General features: G+C 39.5%; 25 protein-coding genes. 9 read left to right on the forward strand and 16 right to left on the reverse strand.

Going from position 1 to position 24,962, the window contains the following annotated elements; translation table 11 throughout:
- Positions 1 to 188 precede the first annotated feature (188 nt).
- Positions 189 to 719, forward strand: a complete 531-nt coding sequence (locus tag AABB81_RS15390; protein WP_342161453.1) for a GTP-binding protein — start codon at positions 189 to 191, stop codon at positions 717 to 719.
- Here the strand turns inward: AABB81_RS15390 and pyrF are convergent.
- Positions 716 to 1,543: an orotidine-5'-phosphate decarboxylase gene (gene pyrF / locus AABB81_RS15395; protein ID WP_342161454.1), complete on the reverse strand. Its 828-nt coding sequence runs from the start codon at positions 1,541 to 1,543 to the stop codon at positions 716 to 718. The two genes, AABB81_RS15390 and pyrF, sit on opposite strands and share 4 nt — an antisense overlap.
- A gap of 93 nt (positions 1,544 to 1,636) precedes the next feature.
- On the opposite strand from pyrF, the gene tpiA reads away from it, so the two are divergent.
- The 3 genes from tpiA (at position 1,637) to AABB81_RS15410 (ending at position 3,629) form a co-directional block, all read left to right on the forward strand.
- Positions 1,637 to 2,395 (forward strand): triose-phosphate isomerase, encoded by a 759-nt coding sequence (gene tpiA / locus AABB81_RS15400; protein WP_342161455.1) that lies wholly within the window; start codon positions 1,637 to 1,639, stop codon positions 2,393 to 2,395.
- A gap of 88 nt (positions 2,396 to 2,483) precedes the next feature.
- The gene (gene prmA / locus AABB81_RS15405; RefSeq protein WP_342161456.1) at positions 2,484 to 3,323 is read left to right on the forward strand and encodes a 50S ribosomal protein L11 methyltransferase; all 840 of its coding nucleotides are present in this window, start codon (positions 2,484 to 2,486) and stop codon (positions 3,321 to 3,323) included.
- 24 nt (positions 3,324 to 3,347) lie between these two features.
- The gene (locus tag AABB81_RS15410) at positions 3,348 to 3,629 is read left to right on the forward strand and encodes an ATP-dependent Clp protease adaptor ClpS (RefSeq protein WP_342161457.1); all 282 of its coding nucleotides are present in this window, start codon (positions 3,348 to 3,350) and stop codon (positions 3,627 to 3,629) included.
- Between the two features lie 35 nt (positions 3,630 to 3,664).
- Here AABB81_RS15410 and AABB81_RS15415 read toward each other — a convergent pair whose 3' ends face one another.
- From AABB81_RS15415 to AABB81_RS15425, 3 genes are all read right to left on the reverse strand, one after another.
- A complete protein-coding gene (locus tag AABB81_RS15415) occupies positions 3,665 to 5,206 on the reverse strand; it encodes an acyl-CoA carboxylase subunit beta (protein ID WP_342161458.1) in 1,542 nt (513 codons plus the stop codon).
- A gap of 68 nt (positions 5,207 to 5,274) precedes the next feature.
- Positions 5,275 to 6,714, reverse strand: coding sequence for an acetyl-CoA carboxylase biotin carboxylase subunit (locus tag AABB81_RS15420; RefSeq protein WP_342161459.1), 1,440 nt, complete (start codon positions 6,712 to 6,714; stop codon positions 5,275 to 5,277).
- A 20-nt stretch (positions 6,715 to 6,734) separates the two neighbouring features.
- Positions 6,735 to 7,220: an acyl-CoA carboxylase biotin carboxyl carrier protein subunit gene (locus AABB81_RS15425; protein ID WP_342161460.1), complete on the reverse strand. Its 486-nt coding sequence runs from the start codon at positions 7,218 to 7,220 to the stop codon at positions 6,735 to 6,737.
- 250 nt (positions 7,221 to 7,470) lie between these two features.
- Here AABB81_RS15425 and AABB81_RS15430 point away from each other — a divergent pair, with 250 nt between their 5' ends.
- Positions 7,471 to 7,782: an isoamylase early set domain-containing protein gene (locus AABB81_RS15430; RefSeq protein ID WP_342161461.1), complete on the forward strand. Its 312-nt coding sequence runs from the start codon at positions 7,471 to 7,473 to the stop codon at positions 7,780 to 7,782.
- 318 nt (positions 7,783 to 8,100) lie between these two features.
- On the opposite strand, the gene AABB81_RS15435 is transcribed toward AABB81_RS15430, so the two are convergent.
- Complete coding sequence (locus tag AABB81_RS15435) at positions 8,101 to 8,337, reverse strand: hypothetical protein (RefSeq protein WP_342161462.1); 237 nt, start codon at positions 8,335 to 8,337, stop codon at positions 8,101 to 8,103.
- Between the two features lie 1,003 nt (positions 8,338 to 9,340).
- Between AABB81_RS15435 and AABB81_RS15440 the strand changes: the two genes are divergently transcribed.
- Entirely contained in the window at positions 9,341 to 10,489 is a 1,149-nt protein-coding gene (locus AABB81_RS15440; protein ID WP_342161463.1) for an AGE family epimerase/isomerase, read from the forward strand.
- A 1,076-nt stretch (positions 10,490 to 11,565) separates the two neighbouring features.
- Here the strand turns inward: AABB81_RS15440 and AABB81_RS15445 are convergent.
- The 7 genes from AABB81_RS15445 to AABB81_RS15475 all read right to left on the reverse strand — a co-directional run bounded on the left by AABB81_RS15445 (position 11,566) and on the right by AABB81_RS15475 (position 18,172).
- A complete protein-coding gene (locus tag AABB81_RS15445) occupies positions 11,566 to 12,303 on the reverse strand; it encodes a hypothetical protein (protein ID WP_342161464.1) in 738 nt (245 codons plus the stop codon).
- Between the two features lie 325 nt (positions 12,304 to 12,628).
- Entirely contained in the window at positions 12,629 to 13,207 is a 579-nt protein-coding gene (locus AABB81_RS15450) for a YceI family protein (RefSeq protein WP_342161465.1), read from the reverse strand.
- Between the two features lie 41 nt (positions 13,208 to 13,248).
- Entirely contained in the window at positions 13,249 to 13,596 is a 348-nt protein-coding gene (locus tag AABB81_RS15455; protein WP_342161466.1) for a hypothetical protein, read from the reverse strand.
- Between the two features lie 96 nt (positions 13,597 to 13,692).
- The gene (locus AABB81_RS15460; protein ID WP_342161467.1) at positions 13,693 to 14,280 is read right to left on the reverse strand and encodes a Crp/Fnr family transcriptional regulator; all 588 of its coding nucleotides are present in this window, start codon (positions 14,278 to 14,280) and stop codon (positions 13,693 to 13,695) included.
- Positions 14,281 to 14,334: 54 nt separating this feature from the next.
- Positions 14,335 to 16,032, reverse strand: a complete 1,698-nt coding sequence (locus AABB81_RS15465) for a glycoside hydrolase family 9 protein (protein WP_342161468.1) — start codon at positions 16,030 to 16,032, stop codon at positions 14,335 to 14,337.
- A 167-nt stretch (positions 16,033 to 16,199) separates the two neighbouring features.
- Positions 16,200 to 17,417, reverse strand: coding sequence for a DUF418 domain-containing protein (locus AABB81_RS15470; RefSeq protein WP_342161469.1), 1,218 nt, complete (start codon positions 17,415 to 17,417; stop codon positions 16,200 to 16,202).
- Positions 17,418 to 17,629: 212 nt separating this feature from the next.
- On the reverse strand, positions 17,630 to 18,172 hold the full coding sequence (locus AABB81_RS15475; protein ID WP_342161470.1) for an HD domain-containing protein: 543 nt from the start codon (positions 18,170 to 18,172) through the stop codon (positions 17,630 to 17,632).
- 116 nt (positions 18,173 to 18,288) lie between these two features.
- On the opposite strand from AABB81_RS15475, the gene mscL reads away from it, so the two are divergent.
- On the forward strand, positions 18,289 to 18,738 hold the full coding sequence (gene mscL, locus AABB81_RS15480; protein WP_342161471.1) for a large conductance mechanosensitive channel protein MscL: 450 nt from the start codon (positions 18,289 to 18,291) through the stop codon (positions 18,736 to 18,738).
- Positions 18,739 to 18,894: 156 nt separating this feature from the next.
- On the opposite strand, the gene AABB81_RS15485 is transcribed toward mscL, so the two are convergent.
- Together AABB81_RS15485 and AABB81_RS15490 are read right to left on the reverse strand one after the other, a co-directional pair.
- Positions 18,895 to 19,353, reverse strand: a complete 459-nt coding sequence (locus tag AABB81_RS15485) for a Na(+)-translocating NADH-quinone reductase subunit F (protein ID WP_342161472.1) — start codon at positions 19,351 to 19,353, stop codon at positions 18,895 to 18,897.
- Between the two features lie 53 nt (positions 19,354 to 19,406).
- The gene (locus AABB81_RS15490) at positions 19,407 to 20,705 is read right to left on the reverse strand and encodes a hypothetical protein (RefSeq protein WP_342161473.1); all 1,299 of its coding nucleotides are present in this window, start codon (positions 20,703 to 20,705) and stop codon (positions 19,407 to 19,409) included.
- Positions 20,706 to 20,839: 134 nt separating this feature from the next.
- Here AABB81_RS15490 and AABB81_RS15495 point away from each other — a divergent pair, with 134 nt between their 5' ends.
- Both AABB81_RS15495 and AABB81_RS15500 read left to right on the forward strand, forming a co-directional pair.
- On the forward strand, positions 20,840 to 21,622 hold the full coding sequence (locus AABB81_RS15495; RefSeq protein ID WP_342161474.1) for a LuxR C-terminal-related transcriptional regulator: 783 nt from the start codon (positions 20,840 to 20,842) through the stop codon (positions 21,620 to 21,622).
- A 189-nt stretch (positions 21,623 to 21,811) separates the two neighbouring features.
- Positions 21,812 to 23,110: a S28 family serine protease gene (locus AABB81_RS15500; protein WP_342161475.1), complete on the forward strand. Its 1,299-nt coding sequence runs from the start codon at positions 21,812 to 21,814 to the stop codon at positions 23,108 to 23,110.
- Positions 23,111 to 23,152: 42 nt separating this feature from the next.
- On the opposite strand, the gene AABB81_RS15505 is transcribed toward AABB81_RS15500, so the two are convergent.
- Positions 23,153 to 23,821, reverse strand: coding sequence for a bifunctional 4-hydroxy-2-oxoglutarate aldolase/2-dehydro-3-deoxy-phosphogluconate aldolase (locus AABB81_RS15505; RefSeq protein WP_342161476.1), 669 nt, complete (start codon positions 23,819 to 23,821; stop codon positions 23,153 to 23,155).
- Positions 23,822 to 23,919: 98 nt separating this feature from the next.
- The gene (locus AABB81_RS15510) at positions 23,920 to 24,960 is read right to left on the reverse strand and encodes a PfkB family carbohydrate kinase (RefSeq protein WP_342161477.1); all 1,041 of its coding nucleotides are present in this window, start codon (positions 24,958 to 24,960) and stop codon (positions 23,920 to 23,922) included.
- Between the last annotated feature and the right edge of the window lie 2 nt (positions 24,961 to 24,962).

Genomic DNA, 24,962 nt, shown 5'->3' on the forward strand with positions numbered 1-24,962 from the left:
TAAAGTCGAAAAGGAAAGTGCTTATTGCGGATAAGAAAAAAAGTCTATATTTAGGTTTGGGATGTTAGAAGTGAGAGGTGAGAAGGGAGACGTAAGAAGTGAAAATATTTTTTCATTCATGCATCAGCTCCGCTGAATCCCAGCCTGCCGGAAGGCAGGTTCGATTTCAAGTATTAAAACCAAGAACCATGAACCAGCCTATTCATGACGATGAGCTCAACAGGATTCTGCTCAAACCCAGATTCAAATTTAAATTCAAAGAATCTGAACAGCATATTCTTGACAGTTTCAAAGAAAAGCTTTCAGAAGATACTTGCATTTATACCGGCAAAGTCGTTGACCATCACGTTATCATTGATGTGCCCGCAGAACAAGAGTATTTCTGGTCACCTCAATTGCATGTCGAAATCGAAAAAGAAGGGGATTTCACTATCGTAAAAGGTATTTTAGGGCCGAAACCTAAAATCTGGACCTTTTTTATGTTTTTGCATTTTATCGTGGCTATTGCTTTTTTCGTGTTTTTTGTAATCTTTTACTCAAGATGGAGCCTGGGTCAGGATTACGAATTAACCATGATTATGTGCTTGTTGATGCCTGTAGTTTGGGTAGCCCTGTACTTTTTTGGTCAGTTAGGAAAAAAATTCGGCTATAAACAGATGGTTGGTTTACATGAACTGCTTGAACAAGCAGTCAAGAACTTCAAGGATTATAATGACTAAAGGCCCTTTTCATCAAGGATGACCTGCATTTCTTTTTGCAACTCCAAAGCCTTTTTTCTGGCAATTTCAGCAAAATTCTCATTTGGGGAAGCATAAATGATTCCTCTTGAAGAGTTAATGAGTAAACCGATATCATTGTTTAATCCGTATGTACAAACTTCCTGAAGATCTCCTCCCTGCGCTCCCACACCGGGAACGAGAAGAAAATGATCCGGTACTATATTTCTGATCTTTTGGAAATACTCGGGCCGTGTGGCACCGACGACATACATCAGCTGTTCGCTGTTTTTCCACCCTAAGGAAGTTTTCAAAACTTTTTCATATAAGGTCGCACCTTTTTCGTCTTGCATGAGCTGAAAATCAAGGCCTCCTTTGTTGGATGTAAGCGCGAGCATAATGGTGAACTTATTTTCAAAAGCAAGGAAGGGTTCAACTGAATCGCTTCCCATATAAGGGGCTACGGTCACGGAGTCAAAATTCAAATCTTCAAAAAATGCCTTGGCATAACGCGTTGAGGTATTGCCGATATCTCCTCTTTTGGCATCGGCGATTGTAAAGATGGAAGGGTAGTTTTCATTGAGATAGGCAATGGTTTTTGACAAGCTTTCCCATCCCTTCAGACCATATGCTTCGTAAAAAGCCGTATTGGGTTTATAGGCTACCGTTATATCGTGGGTAGCTTCAATAATGGCCTTGTTAAATTCAAAAACGGGATCATCTAATTGAAGTAGATGGGCAGGTATTTTTTCGAGGTCAACGTCCAGTCCTATGCATAAAAATGATCTTTTGGCTTTGATCTGATGAATTAGCTCTTGTTTTGTCATTTTTTTTGAAAATTGATTGCAGCAAAAGTAATCAATTTATCAGTTTAGGTTATCTTTGCGTTTCATTTTAATTTCAACCAAAAAACCAATTTAATGAGAACTAAAATTGTAGCAGGTAACTGGAAGATGAACAAGACCTATAAAGAAACCAAGGCCTTGGTCAAAGAATTAAATCACGCTGTAAAAGAACTTACTTTAGATAATACCCGTGTGATTATTTCACCGACTTTTGTCAATTTGCAGAAGGCGTCTAAAATGACCAAGAAATCGGTTATAGAAGTAGCGGCTCAAAACATGCACCAGGAAGCAAGTGGTGCTTATACCGGAGAGGTTTCTGCTCAAATGATCAAAGGTGTTTATGTGGATACCGTGATTTTAGGCCACTCAGAAAGAAGGGAATATTTTGGTGAATCAGATTCGCTTCTTGCGGCCAAAGTCGATGCGGCCCTGAAGAACGACCTGGAAGTGATCTTTTGCTTTGGAGAGGTGCTTCAAGACAGAAAGAGCGGTAATCATTTTAAAGTGGTTGAAAGCCAGATCAAGAATGCGCTTTTCCATTTGGATTCAAATGCCTGGTCAAAAATTATTTTAGCATATGAACCCGTATGGGCTATCGGAACAGGTGAAACAGCTTCGCCGGATCAGGCTCAGGAAATGCACGCTTTTATAAGAGAATTGGTTGCAGAAAGATATTTAAGTGACGTTTCTGAAGAAGTTTCTATTCTTTACGGTGGAAGTGTGAAGCCGGGTAACGCCAATGAGATTTTTTCCAAGACCGACGTAGATGGAGGACTGATTGGCGGTGCAGCCTTAAACGTAGACGATTTTACAGCCATTATCAAGGCTATCTAAGGGTTTTCACCCTTTTAAGAATATTGCAAATCTGTGAAGTCTTATCTTTTGGAAAAGACTTCACAGATTTTTTAACTTTAGGATCATTATGAATTATATAGGATGCTTTTTTAAGATAAAATCAGGATCATTAGAAGCGCAAACCGCTATTGATATTTTGGTTGCAGAGCTTGGTCAAGCTGGATTTGAAAGTTTTACCGAAAACCCGGACGGGGTAGAAGCCTATATTCAAGAAAAGGACTGGAATGCCAGTTTACTCGATGGCATTCAGATTCTGGAATCAGGCGAAGTTAGCTTTTCTTATGAGGTCAAAAAAATTGAACAGGTAAACTGGAACGAAGAATGGGAAAAGAATTTTGAACCTATCGAAGTAGACGGCCAAGTGAGCGTGAGAGCTCCTTTTCATAAGGATCCTCAATTGAAATACGATATCGTTATCGAACCAAAAATGAGTTTTGGTACGGGCCATCATGAAACAACCCATTTAATGATTCAACATTTGTTGCAGATGGACCTTAAGGACAAGAAAGTTCTCGATATGGGATGTGGCACCGGAATACTGGCCATTTTTTCTGAAATGAAAGGCGCTGCTGATATAGATGCCATTGATATTGACAACTGGTGCTACGAAAATTCATTGGAAAATGTTGAGCGGAACAACTGCAGGAACATATCGGTTTTTGAGGGGGATGCAAGCCTCTTAAAACCCAATGCTTATGACCTTATCATAGCCAACATAAACCGAAACATTTTACTGAATGATATGCATATTTATGCCAGGAGTTTAAAGAAAAATGGGACGGTGCTTTTAAGTGGTTTTTACAATGAAGATCTTGAAAAGATCAATGAAGTTGCTATGCAGAACGGGCTAAAATTTAAAAAGAAATTAGAGAGAAATAATTGGGTTGGATTAAAATATGTAAATTAGCCCCATGATTTGAACAAGAATATCATGATTTATTCAACTAAAGAAAAAATTCAGGAATCTGTTGACCTGTCCGAACAGGAGGTCAAGATGTACGAGATTGTGCTGTTCAATGATGATGTTCATACTTTTGATTTTGTAATTGATTCGCTTATAGAAGTTTGTGAACATTCACTGGAACAGGCTGAGCAATGTACCTATCTGGTGCATTACAAAGGCAAATGTGCGGTTAAAACAGGAGAGTATGACGAACTCAAGCCCAGATGCACGCAGTTGCTCGAGAGAGGCCTAAGTGCAGAGATCGTATAGTGTTGATTCTTGCAGTGATTCCGTATGAAATAACCTTATAAAGGTATGTTTCCGTGTTTTCTATCCGGACCGGTTAATTCTTTGTTTTCAAGCATTGAAAAAGCTTTGATCAGTTTTCTCCTCGTATCCTTGGGCAGGATAACTTCATCGATAAAGCCCCTTCTTGCAGCACGGTACGGATCAGCAAATTTATCAGCATATTCTGCCTCCTTTTCTTTCCATTTGGCTTCTGGGTCGGAGGCTTCCGAAATTTCTTTTTTAAAGATGATCTCACTTGCTCCTTTAGCTCCCATAACAGCAATTTCTGCAGTTGGCCAGGCAAAATTCATGTCGGCACCAATATGTTTTGAATTCATCACGTCATAAGCCCCACCATAAGCTTTGCGGGTTATTACCGTTACCCTTGGAACCGTGGCTTCGCTGAGTGCATATAAAAGCTTTGCTCCGTGAACGATGATGCCATTCCATTCCTGGTCGGTACCCGGTAAAAATCCCGGGACGTCGACGAGTACCAGAAGAGGGATATTAAAGCAGTCGCAAAACCTTGTAAAACGGGCCGCTTTTTTCGAACTGTTCACGTCGAGAACACCTGCCAGGCTCAAAGGTTGATTTGCGATGATCCCAATACTTCTTCCGGCTAAGCGATTGAATCCAACAACGATATTTTCTGCATAATCCTTGTGTATTTCATAAAAGGAATCCTTATCGCATATCCCCTTAATTACTTTTCGCATGTCATAGGGTTTATGCGTATCCTCAGGAATAATATGCTCCAGTTCGTCCCGCAATTCATCTGAAAGCGTGAAAGGTAGTTTGGGTGTTTTCAACTTGTTGTTTTGAGGGATATAACTCAGCATTTTTTTAATTTCCTCTAAACAGGCCACGTCATTTGAGGCAGTTACATGGGTAACACCCGATTTGGTGGAATGAGTGGAAGCTCCTCCCAATTCTTCTGAGCTCACTTCTTCATTGGTAACGGTTTTTACTACGTTCGGTCCGGTGACAAACATATAACTCGTTTCCTCGACCATGATTGTAAAGTCGGTCATTGCCGGTGAATATACCGCTCCACCGGCACAAGGACCCATGATTGCCGAAATTTGCGGAATGACACCCGATGACCGGACGTTTCTGTAAAATATATCGGCATAGCCCCCCAATGAACGTACGCCTTCTTGTATTCTTGCTCCTCCGGAGTCATTAAGGCCAATAACAGGAGCGCCTGTTTTTACGGCAAGATCCATGATTTTACAAATTTTTTCGGCATGTGTTTCAGATAAGGCCCCACCAAAAACCGTAAAATCCTGGGCATAAACATAAATCAACCGGCCGTTTACCGTACCATAGCCGGTAACAACTCCATCACCAAAAAACAGTTGTTTTTCCATGCCAAAATCGGTGCTGCGGTGCGTAACCAGCATACCAACTTCTTCGAATGACCCCTCATCCATCAGGTATTCTAACCTTTCCCTGGCCGTAAGTTTTTTCTTCTTATGCTGTTTTTCAATTCTTTGTTCACCACCTCCTAACCTGGCTTCGGCCATTTTCTCCAACAGGGCTTTTTGTTTCTTGTTCATACTATTTGGTTTAAGTTTATCAGGATGTTTTTCAACAGGTATACCTTGTGTGAATATCACTGTTTCAATTAGTCTGGTGTTCGTAAAATGCTGAGTTCTTTCTGATGGAGTTTCAGGGCTAAAAGGGCGGCTATTTTGGCCTCCTTATCCCTTGTTTTTATCAGAATTTCCGGACTGAAATACTTGCTTACAAAATGAGTATCAAAGTTTCCCTGTTTAAAAGATTCATGCTCACAAACGAATTTTCCAAACGGTAATGTCGTTTCAACGCCCTGGATCAGGTAATTATCAATGGCGTACACCATCCTTTGAATAGCCTCTTCGCGATTTTTCCCGAAAGTGATCAGTTTTGAGATCAGGGGGTCATAGAAAATGGGAATTTCCATCCCTTCTTCGTATCCGTCATCAAGTCGGATATTTTCTCCCCGAGGGATGGCATAGGTTTTTAATCTGCCTACATTAGGAAGAAAACCATTGAGTGAATCCTCAGCATAAACCCTTAATTCAAGTGCATGGCCATTGAAACTAAGCGCTTCCTGAACCATAGAAATCTTTTCTCCCCGTGCTATTTTGATCTGTTCTTCAACGAGATCAAGCCCTGTTATATATTCGGTTACCGGATGTTCAACCTGCAGGCGCGTGTTCATTTCCAGAAAGTAAAAATTCAAATCTGCATCGACAAGGAATTCAACTGTTCCTGCACTTCTGTAGTCACACGCTTTAGCAACCATAACGGCTGCTTCTCCCATTTTTTTTCTCAGTGCTGCAGTAAGTATCGAAGATGGTGCTTCTTCAATAACTTTTTGATGCCTTCGTTGAATACTGCACTCCCTTTCAAATAAATGCACAATATTTCCGTGATTATCTGCAAGAATTTGAAATTCAATATGCCTGGGGGATTCTATATATTTTTCTATAAAGACAGAACCATCGCCAAAAGCAGACAAAGCTTCACTTGAAGCCCTCATCATCTGAGCTTTAAGGTCACCAGCCGATTCAACGATTCTCATGCCTTTTCCTCCTCCACCAGCGGCCGCTTTGATCAGAACAGGATAACCTACCTGATTGCTGATCTCCTCGGCTTTTTTTATCTCTGTCACTGCCCGGTCGATTCCGGGCACCATGGGGATATTGAATTTTTTCACGGCTTCTTTTGCTGCCAGCTTATCGCCCATGATGCTGATGGCTTTATGGCCAGGCCCGATAAAAATCATGTTATGTTCCTCAACGGCCTTGGCAAAGCCGGCGTTTTCGCTCAAAAACCCATATCCCGGATGAATCGCATCAACGTTCAATTCAAGGGCCTTTTTGATGATCGTATCTCCTAATAAATAGCTTTTATTCGATGGATTATCCCCGATATGTATGGCTTCATCTGCAAAGGTTACATGAGGGGATTTTCTGTCAATGGTCGAATAGATGGCCACGGTTTTAATTCCTAAACGTTTAGCCGTCTTCATAACCCGTAAGGCTATTTCACCCCGATTGGCAATGAGTATTTTTTTCATAAGTGCAATTTTAGTTCTGCTTATTCAAGTTCAATAAGAAGTTTGTTTTTGTCAACGGTACCTCCAACTGTTACGTGAATTTCTTTGATCACGGCATCCTTGGGGCTCAGAATTGAATTTTCCATTTTCATGGCTTCCAAAATAAGCAGGCATTCTCCCTCTTTTACAGTTTGCCCTTTTTTAACCTGAATTTCTAAGATAATTCCTGGCATTGGAGCCTTTATGAGATTAACCACCTTAGAGGTCCCGGCGGTATAGCCCATTTTTTTGATAAGCTCATCAAGTTCTCCTTGAATTTTAACTTCATATACATTTGAATTTATACGGATCAAATAGTTTCGATTGAAGAAATCTGAATTGATAATTTGAGCATCTATCGATTCATTGTCGAGCAGCATGTGATAGCTATCATTTCCATGATTGACAACATTAAGGCCTTCGATTGTATTTTGACTAAAACTAAATTCCTGAATATTGTTAACCAGAGCTTTAGAGGGGATTTTCATGTAGGATTACTATTTAGTGGCAAATAAAGATACTAAATTATTAGCTCAAAATTTAAGCTAATGAAAACATATTTAGGTCATTGTAAGTATAATTCTCCTAATTTATAAGATTCTTTATTTGTGTAAAATTAACCTTCAATTAATATATATAAATCAATAGGGTTAATATAGTATATAAATTGATCAATAAAGTTGTTCTTTTTGTCAGACGTTTGGATTTATTTTGTACCAAAATTATAAAACTAGTGTCATGAGTATTAAAAAACAATTTTTAAAAAGCAAGCCAGTTTGTAAAGTGACTTTTTCTTTGAATCAAGAAGAAGCACTGAACGCTGAAAAAGTTCAATTGTTGGGAGATTTTAATGATTGGAATGTTGAAGAGGCGATAGATTTGAAAAAATTCAAAAACGGAACCTATAAAGCAACATTGGATCTTGAAACTGCCAAAAGTTATCAATTCAAATATTTGATTGATAGCACGAAATGGGAAAATGATCAGGAAGCTGACAGTTATGTAAATAACGGGATCGATGCAAACGAAAACTTTGTTGTAGTCTTATAAGAATCATTTTAGCCTTTCTTTAATAGCATAAACATCATGCTTAATATTTGCATTAGCGGGAACATGAGTTTTTCATTATCCCGCTTTTTTTTATGGAATAAACTGGCTCGTCTTTCACAGCCTGAATAAAAAAAGGCCTCTTTTACAAGAGACCTTTAATAACAGCACATTGGTGTCAAAATTCGTTCATCGTCGTCTAATGGCAACAATTCTTATTCCTTTTTACCCCCGTATTGGAATATCTGATACCTAATTACATTTTTGATTTCCCAATGTGCGTTACTTATCCTGGAATCGGAAACTTTTCCTTTTTCACTATTATTTCCTGATGATTCTCTCAATCAATTGATTTTCAGCATCACTAAGGGCCCGCCCTTTTAACGTAACCAACAACCTGGATAATTTATGTTTATCCTCTAAAGGCACTGCCTCTGCTTCATAATCAATCTGATTGAGAAGCTCTTTCAAGTTCTTAACCGCTATTAAATTCTTTTGCTCTGTATAGATATTATACTTGACCTCCATTTCAATATCGGTTAGTAATTTTTGGATCATATCTGATTTTTGACAAAGATAAGGGCATCCTCATGCTGTGCTGACGACACCCCGTGTCATGTATCAGTCTTTTTAATGGCGCTGGATTTTTTGTTATTTTACCATATGCCAGTGTCCCTATTCCCACCTATTATAATTTTAGCCTGAGGAAGTATTCCCTGTCAAAACTTACCAACAAACTCCCTGAGGTCCAGTGGTTCAAAAGAAACCTAAACATTACTACCAAGAGAATTCGAACCCTTGATTACGAGGCGGATATTGATTATATCGTACGCTATATGAAATATCACAAGACAATAATTTTTATATCAGCAGCTAGCAGTTGCGGTTTGTTAGAGACAAGCCCAATCAAAAATATCTGTTTTGTTCCATACCTATTCGATATGATAATCTGTAATTAAGTGAACAAATGGGACTTAGGATAATTTGGGAAGGGGAGAGAGGAAAAAATGAACACGGTCTCGACGTATTTCCAAGGTTTCAGGATGGTAATTTCAGAAATTTTCTGTCTGAAGACAACTGATAAGATACAACCATCATGATAATACCTCTAGCATCGTCATCCAAGATGTTCTGATATAGTTCTACTGAAATCAATTCTTTGTTTTGGAACATATTTGTCTTTATACTTTAGCTGAAAAAGAAGTAAAAATAGTCCCAACCTATCAAAACGATAGCTATCCTAAAATCTAGTAAACCCTTTTTTCCCCCTGATTTACTAAAGAATATTATGTCCGATAAGATTGGGACCTTCTTCAATTGATTAATCTAATGGTGTCTAACCTAAATTATTTTGGCAAATAAATACTAAATTATAATCAACCGTAGAGAAATAATAATTACCATTATTCCTGGACAAAGATATTTTACTATGAAGCATGTTCTCACGACATGCTGTGTCTGTTATCAAATTTTGTAATTTTTTTAACATATAAGATTGACGTATCAACATTTGACAATGTTTCGGGTTTACTTTTCAAAACTTGTTTACTAACTTGGCCGGATGATAAAAGACGAGCTGTTTCAACTAGGAAAAGAGTTTCAAAATTACTTAAAGTATTGGATGCTGTATATGTTCAGGGCCGACCAATCTGCTGTTTATCCTGAAATTTCCATTGAGGATATTCCCAATAATAAGGCAGATTTGGGCTCTATGTATTTGGCAAGGATCATTTATGGGTCCGCCAGGGCAAGCCAACTTTCAGATACTGAAGATTCACGGCCCCTGGCAGAGGCAGCACTGGAAAAACTCAAAGAGTTTAGCAACCCACAGGGTGGTTACTATTGGGGGAGAACATACAATATGCAGTGGGTACACGACCCTGAAAATGTCAACATGGGCCAGGCCTTTGTCTTGTACGGACTCGCCTCTTATGCAAAAATCAACCCATCTCCTGATTTGGAACTCCTTATCAAGGAACATTTGCGATTTATACAAACCTCTTTAAAAGATGCAGACAAAACTCAATTCCTGGATGGGTTTGACGAGCAGTGGATGAAGGGTGAGAAAATGACCAGATCATTTGGAACCCATTTTCATATGATGGAAGCTTTTGTTAAGGTTTATGAACTTTACCGGGAGGAAGAGGTGAAAGGAGCTATTCAGGATTTATTGACTTTAATCCTTGATCGATTTATTGAAAAAGAGCATTATTCATGTATTCATAGATTTAGTCCAGACTGGGTACCTCTGGCCAACGAAAACTGGGCCGGGCATAATGCAGAATGCAGTTGGGTAATCTGTGATGCCGCAAGAATTATCAATGATGCAATACTCATCAAAGAGACAAATAAACTCGCTGTGCTGATGATGGCCAAAGTTGTTGAGGAGGCCAGGGATTTGGTTAACGGAGGTTATTATAACCTGATTCCTGAAGATGGGGCTTGGGAAGCATCAAAATCCTGGTGGCCTCAGGCAGAAGTTGTATTAGGACTGGTAAACGTTTATCAGATAACAGGAGACCCCTCGTATATGGAACTCGCACAGGAGCAGGTCTCTTATATTCAAAAATATTTTGTTAGAAACAATGGAGAATGGTATGCCCAGATAGATCATAAGGGGGAACCCGCAAGAGATACCCCTTTAGTGTTTTTTTGGAAATCGATGTATCATACCGTGCGGTACTATGATTCTATGCTATCCCGAATTTAGACGGCTGCTTGTGTCAATGAGAAGGAATCATCAGGGTCTAAAAGTTTATAGGTTTTCTATGGAGCCGGTACATTATTGTTTTGGCTCAATGAGGTATAGCTAAAAGTGTTGTTATGAAAGTTAAAAAGCAGTGATAATCGTATGGCAGAAAACCCTAATGATTTATTTAGGGCTGCCGGTAAACCCGCTCGGGATACCTGAAGTGGATTTTTGAAGAAGAGGATAGCTTGTAAACATATGAAGTTATTTGTTTTTAGGCTTTAACGGCGTAATTTCTGTGTTTCGACCATCTTACTCTTTTACTGTTGTTAAATATTGTAGTTCTCATGATGTTGATTTTTATAATCTGTGATTCGTTTTTTTTGCTTAGGATCTGACGGCATAAGTTCTGCGTTCTGACCATCTTACTCTTTTACTGTTGTTAAATATTGTAGTTCTCATGATGTTGATTTTTATAATCTGTGATTAGTTTTTTTTGCTTAGGATCTGACGGCGTAATTTCTGTGTTCTGACCATCTTATTCTTTTACTGTTGTTAAATATTGTAGTTCTCATAATGTTGTTTTTTTTATATTCTGTGATTAGTTTTTTTGCTTAGGATCTGACGGCGTAATTTCTGTGTTCCGACCATCTTACTCTTTTACTGTTGTTAAATATTGTAGTTCTCATGATTTTTAAATTGTTGATTATACTTATAAGACTACATATCTTCAATAATGTTACAGTACTATGTTAAACAAAGTACTATTTTAACAATTATTTTAGAATAAAATAATATAAATACCTAAAAAACAATTAATTATAAAAATGTTAAAAAAATCAAAATATTTTTATTTGAGAAATAATTTGGGATATAAAAGAAAAAATAATGAGGCCCTGGCGTTGTTTAGCAGGTGAAAATTAAAAACTTTCTGATGTTTCAGAAGGCTTTTTTGTATTTCTCGTTTATGTAACGATTATAGGGATATAGAAAGTTCCTGTTATAATTACAGGAATATGAATGCCATATACAACGAGTCATTCATCCTGTATTCAATGCCTAAGTAATTTCAGAATGCTGCACTATATAAAAGGATGTTATCTGTCAAACCTGAAATTATCCAATTTTATGTCATCAAGCCCTTTATCATCAAAAGGATATTCGAGTTGATTTTGGATATTGTACAAGGCGATCAAAATAAATTGACTTGTTAGTACTATCGCATAAGTGATCCAATGAGAATGATCGTATCCTACGCTATTGATAATTGAAGGGGCGTAGATCAAAGGGAAGATATAAATGAAAATCAGGCAATAGGCCTTTAAGCTTATCGGGGTCCTGTGAATATTAATGGCGTGCACGTTCTCAACGCTTTCATGCAGGTCTTTTAGGAAACGAAATATTTTTTCTTTTCTTTTCCCTGAAAGGGCTTCGATATGTTGATCAACAAAAGAATATACCTCATGTATAGATCGATCAATATTGTCTGTTTTTACTTCATTCGTTCTCAGATGCGTCATCACGGTATTACTGATATTGACGAGAACTCCTTTAACCTGCTCCTGTTCTTCCCCGGTCAACAGGTTGTTGCTCGTAAAAAAATAGTACAAGGTTTTTAAGGTACTTCGAAATTCACTCAGGTGCTCCAGGGCTTTTTCCCTTCTTCTGAACGATCCTCTAATGGTAAACACCAGAGGAAATATCATTGCAATACTGATAAGCGTAAGATCAATATCAAAATGCACATCAAACCTGAAGCACATATACGTAGTCACGAGAGCTGTGAAGAGCGCGATAAATGTTCTTTGGTTTATAATAACTAGATATTGTTGCAAGTTAATCTGATTAAAGCTTAATAAGTTAAAGGTAGGCAAAAAATAAGAATATGCAAATGGGTAATTTCCAAAAATAAGTTTAGCTCTTTCAGCCGTGGCCGTGTCATTTTATTCTGGAGCAATAAAAAGACCTTGCAGCCCGTGGATCGAGGCTAAGAGCAAGGTCTTTTTCTCAAATTGATAACTAATAAAGGCCAAATATATTAAGCTCAGGGATGTCATTCAATGACAAATGTCATTGAATACAAAACTATATCTATAGGATGCAAAAAAAACCGCTACGATAATAGCGGCCTTTGGTATATTAAAAAGCAAATCTCACTTTTTAGAATTCAAGATCTGTTATAAGATCAAATTCGTCATAAATCGCTTTGTCTTGCAAATCATCGAAAAAACTGGTTGATCCATATCTTACATCAAATTTAGTCCTGTCAATTTTCACGTTAGCTGTTGCTTTGTTTCCATAAACTGAAAGTTCAAACGTAACAGGTTTCGTTATCTCTTTAATTGTTAGGTCACCAACAACCTCATATGAATTTTTCCCGGTACTTGTAACCTTTTTGAAAGTTAGAAGAGCAGTAGGATATTCCTCCACGCCAAAGAAATCCTCAGATTTCAAATGTCCTTCAAGTTTTGTTTTGTATTCACCTTCCATATCGGTATTTTCAATTGACGTCATGTCAATCACGAATTCACCGCCCGTAAGTTTGCCTTCATTAAAAGTGAGCGTGCCTTCTTTTAAAGCAATTTTTCCTTTATGAGAACCGGTTACTTTGTATCCTTTCCATGTTACTGAACTTTTTTCTACTTTAACTTCTACGGTTCCATCCTCAATGTTTGTAAAGGCAAAACTCACCGTAGCTATTACTAATGCTACTAAAATTGTTTGAATTCTATTTTTCATGATTATTAAATTTAATGGTTAAATATTTATGTTATTTTATTTCAGTAATACAGTTTTTCTTTTATAATCAAGCCTTCTTTCCAGTCTTGAACGGCAACCTGAGTATAATTTCTTTCCCCCAAACGCCTGTGTTTATAATTCAATTGCCACTCTACCATCGTTGTTTGCTCTCCAAAGGCCACATGCAACGGTTTCGCACTTTTAAACTCAACAATATCGTTCAATTCACTTTCCTTGATTTTTCTGTTCGTAGCTTTTCCTTTAACAGGTGCCTCATCATTTTTCTGAATAACGACTTCCTGGTGATAAAACCTGTCCAGGGCTTCGAGACTCTCTCCCTCCATCAAAAGATCATTCAGATCACTCACTTTTTCAATTAACAACTTCATGTTATTTAATTTCTAATGAACAATGCAAATATCGGATGAATGTAAAGGCTATGAAATAAGGCAGTTTATCAAATGATGTTAAACTAGATTAACATTCTATTGCTCAAGGATCAATTGGCTTTTGATCTTGCTTAAAAATTCCTTGGTGATTCCAAGGTAGGAGGCGATAAGGTATTGTGGGATGCGTTGTTCAATCTTGGGGTATTCATTTCTAAAGAACAGGTAACGGTCTTTGGCACTCATGCTTAAATTTCTTACCACCCTTTTTTGAGAAGCCACAAAGGCCCTCTCAATTATAATCCTGAAAAACCTTTCCAGTTTTGGGATTTGGCGCAGCATTTCTTCCTGTTGCTCAAAGGAGAACTGGATGAGTTCTGTTTTTTCAAGGCACTGGACGTTAAAATCGGCGGGTTTCTGCGCAATATAACTTCCCATATCAGATGTCCACCAATCTTCTGTGGAAAACATAACGACATGTTCCTGTCCTTCATCGTCAACATAGAATGTTTTGGTACAACCCGAAACCACAAACCCACTAAATTTACAGACATCTCCCTGTTGAAGAAAAAACTGGCCCTTTAACAATTTCCTGGTGGAAATCAAGCCGACGAGTTTTTGTTCTTCTTCTTCGGTAAGTTCAACAACGCGGTTGATATAATCGAGTAAAGGTTGAAATTTTTCCATAAATAAAACAGCAGCAAAAAATAGGCGCTTTCAAAAATAACCATTTTCAGCCATTTAGTTGCGAACTTGTTGCAAGTAAGCCAATACATAAACTGCGGGAGCATTCCAGTTGATGCATACTTCATTAGATGCGAAACTAGCCTCGACATCCATATAGGCTTTGGCAGGAAATTCAGACTGGTAGGTCACTTCATGTGCATCCTGCCTGTCGTTGTTTGGTCCTCCTGCTATAAACCCGGGAACAGGATCGGGTATGCTATCGGCTCCACTTGGGCGGTGATGCGGAAACATGACCTTTTTAGACCCAAAGCCAGTAAGGAAGCAATATCCTGTTGCATTTTTCCCAAAGATATAATCACTAATTTGTTCGGCGCCCAAAAGGTATTTTTCATCACCTGTTAACCTATGGGCGACACATAAAATATATGCCTGGTTAAGTATATCGCTGTTAGAACCCCATTCGAAATCATCCAGGGCAATACGATAGGGGTGCCGGTCTATTTTTTGGAGGATCTCATTGGCTAGGGCCTTATGTCCTTGAATAAGAGAATTTGCGAATTCGGCATCCAGCTCATCTTTATTTTCGAGTAAAGAGTGGAAGCCAACGTTGCGAACAAAATTCTTCCAGCTGTCTGCCAGCTGATGCTTGTATTCCTGCTCATACTTCTTCATGGCATTGCTGTAGGTGTCTTTTTTTGTAGCCAAATACAATTCTGAAGCAGCCCAGAAAAAATCATCTGAGAATTCATTATCTCCATACTCGCCGGTACTTACGTCTTCAGGGTTTTTAAAGGCAATATTATCGTTTTTTTCTGCCCATGCCCACGCCTTTTCAGAAGCATCCAGCGCTTTTTCAGACCATTCAGGGTCGATCTCTTTGTACAACCTGGAGGCCTGTGCCAGAACAGCGGCAAAATCGAGCGTGGAAGCAGTACTTTTCCCAATGATATAGCGATCAAGATCATAATCCCCGGGCATTATAAATCCACTGAATCCTTTGGCAGTCAGTTTAAAATAAACGCCGCCATCGTCATCCTGCATGGTTTGTATCCAGTCAAGTTCATACCTCAATTCATCCCATAGATCGATGATTCCATTACCCGTTTCGGGAATATTAAGGCCAATGTTTGTCATCATTTTAGGATATTGTTCAAGGATCAAAAGCATCTGACCCACTGACAGGGAGGCATTGACGATATATTTTCCGTAATCTCCTGCATCGTACCACCCTCCTTTGGAATTAAGCGTCCCCTTACTTTTGCCGGTTGAGGGATGAAACAGGCATTCGTCATCAGGATGGCCTGCTGCTCTTGCGTATTCTCCGCCATATTCCTCTTCAATAGCCATGGAAGCCCTTTGAAAATAGTAACTTTTGATAGCCGCTTTCAAGGCAGGCAGATACAATTCTTTTTTAATTTTAAATGGATATGAGGCAATGGTGTCGTTAATCACAACATAATAAGCCCCGGGAGCAGTAAACGAAGAAAAATCGCCCAACATCACTTTTTCACCTGAAGCTTCCCAGGTGCCCAGGTCTATAAGTTCACCCGAATACACTTTATTTTTATAGCCGTCTACTACTTTAAAGCTGCTGGCTTTGGTATCTACCAGGGTGAATTGTTTTGCTGATGAGGGATAAAATCCAATTTGATTAATCCTTATCTGATCAGAAATTTTTGCCGATCCTTTTTTTGAATCGCAGGAAGCAATAAACATGAGTACAATGGCGCTTAAGGCAATCAACTTTTTCATTGTAAATACTTTTTGTGTTATTCTTTTAAAGGCACATTCAAATGTAAAAGAATGTTATCTATAAATTTAATATTAAATTGTCACAAATGTATTCAAATTAACCATGATCTTCAATGATCTAAGTTATTGCAGGACATTGGTTAAGCCATGGCATCAGAGGCATTTGCTTATTGTTCTGTCCTGAGGAATGGTTGCCATTTCATATAGGTGGCACTGCGCCAGAGCCATTCAAGCGGACCGTATTTAAACCTTTTGAGCCAGTATTTGCTCAGCAGGCTTTGAAGGGCTATTATCAGCAGCCCCATCAAAAACAGATAGGAATATCGAATTTGTCCCAGATAGCCCAGGCCCCATCCAAAAAAGATAAAGGTACCTATCACTGATTGCAGGACATAATTGGTAAGTGCCATCCTGCCATAGGGAGCAAAAAAAGTCAATCTTTTTTCCCAGATATCCCTTTGGAACAATAAAAGGAAGCCACATAAAATAATGGTCGACATGGAGATATTGATCCAGTCCATAAAGTTCATACCAAATGTAAAATGCAAAGAGGCATTATCAACGGGCTGGGCAATGGTGGCAAACGTAGCGAAGGTGATCACCACCGAAACCAGCAAGCCTGCAATGGCCCATAACATAATGTTTTTGATCTTTTTGGCATGGCCGGCGATATCCTTAAAAACACCTGTTTTGCCCAGCCACAGGCCAATTAAAAAGTAACCGAATGTATAGTAGAACCGTCCAAATATCGACATTTGAAAATCGATTTTAGTCAGCATTCCATAAACGGCATTGGATTTGAATACCTCAATCAGGCTACCATTTTGAATGCTGTCAAAATAGGTCAGGACCTGCTCATTATTGGTATCCATCATAGGGTGTATCCCTGTGATGCTCTCTCCGCCGAAAATATAAAAGGCGATGAACCTGGGAATACCCAGGAAAATCAATCCGGCCGTGATCAGTATCCATTTGGCAGGAACCTTGTAAAAAGGAATAAGGAAAGGAGCCAAAACAGCATAGATGGTGAGAATGTCACCTCGATAAAATAGCTGATGGACATAGCCTATCACAAAAAGGAGCACGGCTCTCCAAATGAACCGGCCTCCGAATTTTATATTTTTTTCCTCGGCTGAATGCATTTGAATGGCAAAACTCAATCCGAAAATAATAGAAAACAAGGCAAAGAACTTACCCGCGAAAAAGAGTTGCAACAGTCCCTGTACAATCTGGTCGGGAAGGCCGTTTACCCCTTCCATAAAACCTTCGGGTGCAGGCCCGGCCATATATTGTTCAATCATATGCACGAGGACGACTCCGGCAAGGGCGAAACCTCTCAATGCATCTATACTGATAATTCTTTTGGTTTTGATAAGGCTGGTCATGGTTGGGCTGTTTTTAGACCAAAAAATCTGTTCATTAACCTGACGCTTTTACTGAGAAAATGTTACGTATAAAATTAAAAATAATTCTTTCAATTTCAGGGCAGTGTTATGGGGAGAAAAAAACAACTAGCCTTTAAATACTGACATCAATATATCCGGAAAAATTCTTATCGTACAGGAATTAAAGCAAAAATTGGTTGACTTGTTCAGTTTTATGCTGTTTCGATATACTGCTCATAAGCCAGTATCTTTTCTTCCAGCCTTTTCTCAAGATAGTGGTTCCCACCTTTAAGCATCGACAAGATCACACAGGCCATAAGCAGATAGCCGATTCTTTTATTGTTATCCCAATGAGCAGGAGGAGGCTGCATATTAGACGTCCTGTCGGCCAGTTTTACGGCCCATACTTCTTTGGGCTGTAATTTTATCCGTTCAAGGCTATCAGGAATTTGCGCCTCGGGTTCGAGGGCTTCATTTTTGGAAAGGGCCAAGACGGCATCGGCAATTTTTTTACCGAATGCGGCCTGCAGTTCGTCAAAAGTAGTGTTGGTATCTTCGAGCACATCGTGCAGCAGTGCCACCTGAACGGCAAAACCCAGGTCAAAATGATCTGTATGCCGGGCTGCAATCATCGTTTCCATGGCTACGTTCGACAAGTGCAGCAAATAGCTGCTTTGCGTACCCGGAACTTTTTGATCTCGGTGCTTTTCACCGGCAAAGGCAATGGCTTTTTGATAAAGAGACTGTAGCTCCATAAGAAAAGGATATTGAGGTTTAAAGATACCGAATTATAAAAACTTTTGAAAAATCAAACTTGTTTTTGAACCAAAGCTTTTTACAAATATCTTTACCGGCTTAAAAATAACATATCATGAAGCTATTTAAAGAGTTTAAGGATTTCGCGGTTAAAGGGAATATGATGGATATGGCCATAGGTATCATTATCGGAGCAGCCTTCAATAAAGTAATTGATGTCTTGGTCAAAAAGGTTTTGTTACCACCTTTATCCTTGCTTTCGGGTAATACGAACATGGGCGATAAGCGGATCGTCTTAAAAGATGCTATCATTGCCGCTGATGGTTCAGTTACCAAGGAAGAGGTAGCCATTGGTTACGGGGCTTTGTTCGAAGCGGCCATCGATTTTTTTATCATTGGCTTTACCATTTTTATCGTGGTTAAGTTTATGAACCGTCTCATCAAAAAAGCAGAAGACACCACAGATGCAACTGTAGAAACGCCCAAGAATATAGAGTTGCTAAGTAAATTGACTGATCTGATGGAGGAGCAAAATGCTTTGTTGAAAGTGAGAAGTGAGAAGTGAGAAGTGAGAAGTGAGAAGTGAGAAGGGAGAAGGGAGAAGGGAGAAGGGAGAAGGGAGATGGATAGCTCATCACCTCGGAAGTGAGCACCTCGGAAGTGAGCGCCTCGGAAGTGATCGCCTCACGTGCGGGGTGATGAGTTAAGATTCGATATTCATTCAACCATCGTGACTCGCCACTTTTTCCGAGCTATTAACTTTAAAATCAAAGCGCTGATACAATTCCATCACATTATCAACGCCGTCGAGGCCGCAGAGATAGTCAATGGCAGCACAAAGGCCCTTAAACATCATTTCTTTATCGATGACCGGGGCGGGTTTGAGCAAGTGATTTCTGGAAGTAAGCCGGTAACCGCAGGCTTTTAAAAACACCTCTTCAATACTTAACAATTCCAGAGGGGAATACCCATTGATCCTTTTACCTAAAGTTTCATGTAAGCGACCCAAATAGTTTAGTTTGACCGAGCCGTGAATATCAGTAAAGTGTTTCCAGCTGTCAATGCGATCACAAATATTTCCAACGGCACAATGACAACAATCTTCAGGATCCAACTGGTCATTGTAAAACGCAGTATACAGTTTTTCAAGGGCGATTTCGAGTCTGTAGGGCAGGTGCATCTTATTAGTTTTAATGAAGGTTTAAGATACTAAAAAAAATTAAAAAACAAGGCTCAGGTTTTTTTTCGCTTTCGAATTCCTTTTATATCAAAGTTTTCTCTGTGAATTTTATAAAGACGGATTCTGCGGTCTTGAGAAGATTTAAAACTCGTGATCATATCTTCTTTTGAGCGCAGTAAGACGCCAATTTTTATGTTGATGTCTTTAATCTTTTGTACTTTGATACGCTCGTTATGGGTCGGGCTGTATTGTGGTTTTTCGACGATTTGCAGGATCTTGCTCGACGAAACCTCTTTTTCATTTAGCAGCAGCCTGATAATCGCCATGGATTCCTGGTCAAACTCTGTAAATTTAAGGTGGTAGCGAAGCCCGTTATCAAGCAGTTTGATCTTGTTCCTGCTCAAAGAATATTTTTTGAGCAGCCAGAAAATCATTATGATAAAAAGCATGACCAGAAAAAAAACACCTCCATGCTTCAGCCAGTAGGCCTGGTTTTTGTAAAAATTTGTCTGTTCAATGGTTTTCCCAAAAAAATCTGCCTCTTGAACGATATACAGATATGCGCCGGTACTGTTGGCAAGAAACATATAAAACCGTCCACCGGCATAACTTATATAGCGAATTCCATTAATCTGGGCTGTTATGGGACTATGCAGATAGACTGTTTTGGTATTGCGCTCTATGTCAATCACAGTGATATGGTTGTTATTGACCAAAACCAGTTTATTGCGGTATGGAATCGATTTAGGAAACTGTTCGATCTCCTCGTGTTTACCCAGAAAATTCCATGTAGTGGTTTTAAAATCAAATGCCCAGAGCTCATTGTTACTCAGTTGTTCCCTGCGATTATTTGGGTTTACTGTGCTCCCGCCAAAAACATGAAAGAGATTCTTGTCTTTGATAACATAGGGATAGCCTATTCCTTGAGGGACTACTTTAGATTCAATAGGGTGGTAGACTTCCCATTCATTTTGATTCATATCAAAATACGTAAAAAAATCGCGATTTGACCAAAAGCCATAACCCCCGTATTTAAAAAGTGTACCCTCATGCTCAAAAATGGGGGCCCCGTATTGCATGCCGTGATCAAAGGAATTATCAATTCGTTTAACGGTATCATTTTGTACGGAATACACCATGCCACCACTACCACTAACAAAATAAATGTTGTTTGACATCCAAACAGGGCTTAAAGTCAGGTAATCGTTACCCGGACTAAGACCTTCTTCATAGATAAGGGGGGCTGTTCGTTTTTCAAAATTAAATAGGTCGATGGTCAAGATACGATCATCTAAATACACGTGAAATTCTTGCCTGAGAGTATCGAGAGATGAATTTTTATAACCGGTCATATCCCCCAGGTAAATTTTTTGTGAAAATACGTTAAGGCTTATAAATATGGTAAAAAAAAATAATCTCATTATTATGCGAGGATATAATCAATCCAAATATACGGTTTAATTTTACATGTATAATAAAGCCCCTTATGAAAGGTCATTTTAATAGACATCGCGATGCACTGATCGACAATATCGATACTTTGGAGATGGAAGCTTTTTTTGAAAAGGTTACCGGTATGTTGTCTGGTGTTCCGGATCAGGGCCAAACAGAAGCAGCCTTGCCCGGGGAACTTCATTTATTGCCAGGGGAATGCCATTTTATCACAGATTATAAGGCAAAGCGATTGTTGTTTAAAAAAGGATTTGATCAATTGCTGGGATATAAAGATGCTGAGGTAGATTTTGACTTTGTCTTTAAAGGCTATCACCATGAGGATGCCGTTATGGTGAGTCAGGTCATCAAGTCAGTGATCGCAAGTGCCGTAAATTCATTTACAAAAGATCCTGACCTGCAATTGAGCATGACTTACCGAAGAAAGCGAAAAGACGGGAGCTATATTCATTTACTGAGCCAGTCATCGGTATACGAGCAGGATGATCAGGGAAACCTTTTAAAATCGTTTACCCGGTTAACCGATATCTCTTATTTAAATATACAGACCCCTGTGAGCTGGTCGGTACGCTCAAATAATGTGGATGATGAATTTATTCAAGGCAAAATATCCAAAGCCTTTGAAAACCCTTTTACAAAAAGAGAGATCGAAGTAATCAGGGAAATTCAAAAAGGAGGTTCGAATAAAGAGATCGCAGAGAAATTATTTGTAAGCCACCACACGATTGCCACACACCGCAAGAATATTTTCGGTAAATGCAACTGCCAGAACATAGTTGACCTGTTGATGTTCTGCAGGCAGCTAAAGATTATTTAAAAGGAACATCAGCCTGGCAAAACCATTTTCCCCTCTTTACACCACAGCCCCTTTTCAGGGGCTGTTTTTTTGGGTATGTCTTTTCTCTAAAACCGGTTAAACAATTAGGTAAAGGATCGGAGAATTTTTTCAAGTGAATTATTATCTTTACAAACCCGCCTGAACGGGTAAAATCATGAATACTTCCTTATGATGAATAGATATACTTTTTCTGTACTGCTTTTTTTTATAAGCTTTTTTATTTCAAATGCACAGGTCGAAAACCTCGATACCCTGTTGTTTGAACTTCCCGATGTGATTTTCGCAAAGCTGGAGCCGGCCAAAGGTTATCAGGCAACCTATGAATTAAAGATCAAACAACCTTTAGACCATGAAGATTCTTCAAAAGGGTTTTTTTATCAAAAGGCGTTTTTAACCCACAAAGGGTTTGACAGGCCCACTGTACTTATAACCGAAGGATACGACAGGGATGAAAACAGGATTTATGAACTCACAGATTTTATAGGCGCAAACCAGATCGATGTGGAGCATCGGTTTTTTGGAGAAAGCCTGCCCGATTCATTGGATTATGACTACCTGAACTTAAAACAGGCCACTGCCGACCTGCACCATATCAAACAACTTTTTGAAAGGCTTTATGCCGGGAAATGGGTGAGCACCGGAATTTCCAAAGGAGGGGCAACGACCATTTACTACCGTTACTTCTATCCGGATGATGTTGATGTGAGCGTACCCTACGTGGCTCCGATCAACAGGGAATTGGAGGATCAAAGATTGTACAGTTTCCTGGAAACAATTGGCTCGGATGAGTGCAGGGGGAAAATAAGGGCATTTCAAGAGCGAATCCTGTCTGACAGGGATCAGGCACTGCCGCTCTTAAAGTTTTATAGTTTAGGGGCCAAAGTAAATTATACCTACCATACTTTTGAGGAGGCTTTTGAATATACCGTCCTGGAATATCCTTTTTCATTTTGGCAGTATGGCAAGGATTGTTCTGCGATTCCGGATGAAAACGCTTCGACGGCACAGATGGTGACCTACCTTCTTTCTGTTTCCGATATTGCCTTTTTTGGAGATGAACAGATCAAAAAATATGGTTCACATTATTACCAGTCTGCTCAGGAAATGGGTTATTATGGATACGAGACAAGTAAATTTGAAGGATTTCTAGTGGCGCTTCCAAATGACGAGAATCCTCAAGCCACCTTTGTGCCGAATAAAATGGAGGTTGAATTTGACGGGCAGCTTTTAAAAGACGTCAATAACTGGCTCGAAAAAGGAGTAGACCGAATGGCCTATATCAATGGTGCCATAGATACCTGGTCTGCAACTGCTGTCCCGCAAAGTGAAAAGGGAGATTCAGAATGGTTTTTTCTCAAAGGGAAACACCACGGTAATGCCCGGATCACCGAAATGACCGACACAGAAAAAGAAAGGTTTACGGCGACATTGGAAAAATGGCTTTCTATAAACATAGAGAACCCTTAGTCATTAAGTCTGATCTCTTTTTTTTGTGATCTTTTATGGATGTTACTTTCTGATTTTTTTGATAAGTGCCAGTATTGATCTTACATCGTGTTCCAGTTTTACAAAGTCTTTATTGGCAAGAAGCTCTTTGGAAATCAATTGAGAACCCATACCAACACAGGTCACTCCGGCATCAAACCATCCTGTTAAATTTTCAAGGGTAGGAGATACGCCTCCTGTGGGCATGATGCTTGTCCAGGGCTGGGGCCCTTTTATGCCTTTGACAAATTGGGGCCCGTAGATGTCACCGGGGAACAGTTTCACGATTTCACAACCCAGTTCCTCGGCTCTTGTAATTTCTGTTAAGGTTCCGCATCCTGGAGACCACAACACTTTTCGTCTGTTACATACTATGGCAATGTCTTCCCTTAAGACAGGTGTTACGATAAAATTTGCGCCCAGGGCCATATAGAGAGAAGCCGCCCCTGCATCAGTTACAGAGCCGACGCCCATGATCATCCCGGGGAGTTCTTTGATGGCGTATTTTGTTAATTCACCAAAAACTTCATGTGCAAAATCACCCCGGGCAGTGAACTCCATCAAGCGGGCACCTCCGTTATAACATGCTTTAAGAACTTTTTTGCTTAGCTCAGCATCATTATTGAAAAACAAAGGAACCAATCCGGTTTCCTTCATGACCTGTGCTACTTCCAGTCTAGTGTATTGTGCCATTTTCTTCTTTTTTTTGTTCAGTGCATAAAACCATTTTGTCTACGGGGCACCTGACGGTTTTTTAAATACAAATTCAAAAATAACTAATATTCAATATTTTATCTCGCAACCCTTCCTGAAGCATCACCTCCCATTAATTTTTCTACTTCAGCAACCGTTACCAGGTTTGCATCTCCTTTGATCGTGTGTTTTAAACAGGAGGCTGCAACCGCAAAGTCTAAAGCGTTTTGGTCATTATCAGGATAGGATAATAAGCCATAGATCAGGCCGCCCATAAACGAATCGCCACCGCCTACGCGATCTACAATATCAGTGATTTGATATTGACGCGATACATACATTTTGCTCCCGTCATATAAAACCCCCGCCCAGGTATTGTGTGAAGCGGATATAGATCCCCTTAAGGTCGTTATTACTTTTTTGGCTTTTGGGAATTTCTCCATCATTTGTTGACACACAGACAAGAAAGCCTCTGCTTTTACATCATGCCCCTGTGTGGTAATATCCAGACCCTCGGGTTTAATGCCAAAGTGCATTTCTGCGTCTTCCTCATTGCCCAAAATGATATCACAATAGGAGGTAAGTTCTGTCATGATTGCCTCACGGTCCCCTCCGTATTTCCATAACTTGGCCCGGTAATTTAAATCAGTGGATATCGTTATGCCTAAATTACTGGCTGCTTTGACTGCTTCCAGGCAGACATCTGCCGCACCTTGCGAAATGGCAGGGGTAATACCGGTCCAGTGAAACCATTCTGCGCCTTCAAACACTTTGTTCCAGTCGATCATTCCTGATTCAATTTCGGCAATAGCAGAATGGGCCCTGTCGTAGACTACTTTGGATCCTCTTGATACTGCTCCGGTCTCTAAAAAATAGATACCGAGGCGCTCCCCGCCGTATACGATTTTATCGACGCCTACGCCTCGTTTTCGCATTTCCATCATGGCACATGCTCCGATATCATTTTTCGGCAAGCGGGTTACAAAATCTACTGAAATCCCATAATTAGCAAGCGACACAGCCACATTCGATTCTCCACCACCATAAATGGCGTCAAATTGGTCTGTTTGTGAGAACCTTAAAAACCCGGGAGGTGCCAAACGCAGCATGATCTCTCCAAATGTTATGACTTTACTCATTT

It is taken from the genome of Lutimonas vermicola, assembly GCF_038433205.1.
In the GTDB taxonomy this organism is placed as follows: Bacteria; Bacteroidota; Bacteroidia; order Flavobacteriales; family Flavobacteriaceae; genus Lutimonas; species Lutimonas vermicola.